Genomic DNA, 2,113 nt, shown 5'->3' with positions numbered 1-2,113 from the left:
GGGCGTCGCGGTCGTGCCGGCGGCAGCCGTGGTGGCGGCGACGGTCGGCGTGGCCGGGGCGGTGGCACCGCCGTCGGCCGCCGACGGGTCGCAACCGGTCAGCGCCAGGCCGACGGTGAGGACGAGTCCGGCGAATCCGGCCAGGCCGGCCCGGCGCCGACCGGGTATCCGTGAAGGCATGGGGGGGAGAACGCTCCGTTCCGTTTGGATGAGTCGTGCGATTCAAGCAGGAGTCGCACACGCACCGTCCACGGAATCCCCACTCGTTGGCAGATCGAGACCTTCCGGCCGTCGAGCGTCGCCGCCCCGCGTTCACCGGCCACCCTCACCACCCGGTCGTCGGCACCCACGGCCCGACCCTGGCCACCCGGCTGACCCCGCCGGCCACCACCGGCTGACCCCGCGAACCCGCCGACCCGCCGACCCGCCGACCCGCCGTCAGCGCAGCTCCGCCGTCCGGCGCTCGAACACCTCGGGGCGGGCGGTCTCCAGCGCCGTGGAGACCGCGCCGAGGAGCACCGCCTCCTCCCCCAGGAGGCTCGGCGCGAGCGTCGGACGCATCGGGGCGAGCCGGTGCAGCGCCTGCTCCAGCGGTTCCAGGAGCAGGTCCGCGCTGCTGCCGATCCCGCCGCCCAGCACCACCAGGTCCGGATCCAGGACGGCCGACAGCACGGCCACCGCGTAGGCGAGCCGCTCGGCCTCCCACTCCACGGCCCGGACCGCCGCGGACTCCCCGGCCCGGGCCCGCTCGAACACCTGCTTCGCCGTCAACTGCCGCGCCGCGGAATCCCCGTCCGACCCGAAGTGCCGGGCGGCACGCACCACGGCGTCCGCGGCGGCCTCCTGCTCGATGGTCGTGGCCGGCTCGCCGGCCCGCCCGGGCAGCGGGACCAGACCGATCTCGCCCAGCGCCCCGTGCGCACCGAGCAGCAGCTCGCCGTCCTTCACCACGCCCAGGCCGAGCCCGGTGCCGACCAGCAGGTAGGCGAACATCCGACTGCCCCGCCCCGCACCCAGGGTGTACTCGCCGAGCGCCGCCAGGTTGGCGTCGTTGGCCACCGAGACGGCCGTCCCCAGGCCCTCCCCAATCCGGTCGAACAGCCCTGGCCTGCCCCAGCCGGGCAGGCTGCTGGCGTAGCGCACCCCGCGCCGCTGTTCGTCCCACACCCCGGGGGTGCCGATCACCGCGTGCACGATGTCCCCGGCAGCCAGGCCCGCCTCGGCGGTCGCCTCGTGCGCGGCGGCGACCACGGCGTCCGCGACGGCGTTCGCCGAGCGGCCGCGGTTGGCCACGTCCCTGCGGGCGACCACCGTCCCGGCCAGGTCCGCCACCGCCACCCGCAGCCGGGCCCGGCCGATGTCCACGCCGAGCACGTGCCCGGCCGTCGGGTCGACCTCGTACAGCACGGCCGTGCGGCCGCGCTCGGGGGCCAGCCGCCCGGCCTCGCGGACCAGGCCGGCCCGCTCCAGCTCGGCCAGCGCGGCCGAGACGGTCGGCTTGGACAGACCGGTGTCCCTGGCCAGCTGAGCGCGCGAGGAGCCACCGCCGGTGCGCAGCAGCTCCAGCAGCAGCCACTCGTTGTTGCTGCGCAGCCGCTGCCGGTTCCACGGCACCCCGGGGGCCCCGGCCGCCGGGCGACTGGTCGGCTGGTGGGGGCTCATGGGGTTCCTCCGGTCTGGATCTTCGGGCGCGGGTCGGGGTCGGGTACGGCCGGTTGGGCCCGGCCCGCGGCGTCCGGGCCGGGCGCCGCCGCCCAAGTATGACCGGAGATCATCCGGCGTTCGCCTGCCGTATCCGTACGGCCCCGCAGGCGACTCCCGTGGACGTCTCCGGGAGCGCCGCGCAGAGCCCGCCGCTCCTCCGTTACAACACTGTCTCCGGCCAGTCAACGTTTCACCCGCATGTGGGCGTGCCGCGCCCGGGCGCGTGATCATGGGCGTATGCACTTCCGGTACGGCAACCGAGCGAAGGGCCCGCGGCCCGCGGCACCGGACTCCCGGTCCCTGGCGGCCACCGCGGCGGCCCTCGCCGCACGACTCGGCGCGATCACCGGCGGTGACGGCGACGACGACCCGGAGCGGCTCCGCGAGGTCCTCGCCGCCGCCCCGGTCG

General features: G+C 76.5%; 2 protein-coding genes and 1 pseudogene. 1 reads left to right on the top strand and 2 read right to left on the bottom strand.

The genetic code is table 11. The features are described from left to right. Positions 1-180, bottom strand: a pseudogene (locus KS423_RS44165) (VCBS repeat-containing protein); the annotation flags it as partial. Between the two features lie 86 nt (positions 181-266). Here KS423_RS44165 and KS423_RS47765 point away from each other — a divergent pair. Further along, positions 267-398 (top strand): hypothetical protein, encoded by a 132-nt coding sequence (locus KS423_RS47765; protein ID WP_263455858.1) that lies wholly within the window; start codon positions 267-269, stop codon positions 396-398. Positions 399-438: 40 nt separating this feature from the next. Here KS423_RS47765 and KS423_RS44160 read toward each other — a convergent pair whose 3' ends face one another. Further along, positions 439-1,662, bottom strand: coding sequence for an ROK family protein (locus KS423_RS44160; RefSeq protein WP_224285316.1), 1,224 nt, complete (start codon positions 1,660-1,662; stop codon positions 439-441). Between the last annotated feature and the right edge of the window lie 451 nt (positions 1,663-2,113).

It is taken from the genome of Streptomyces sp. LS1784 (genome assembly GCF_020103755.1).
Taxonomy (GTDB): Bacteria; Actinomycetota; Actinomycetes; order Streptomycetales; family Streptomycetaceae; genus Kitasatospora.
This window is presented reverse-complemented; position numbering and strand designations above follow the sequence as displayed.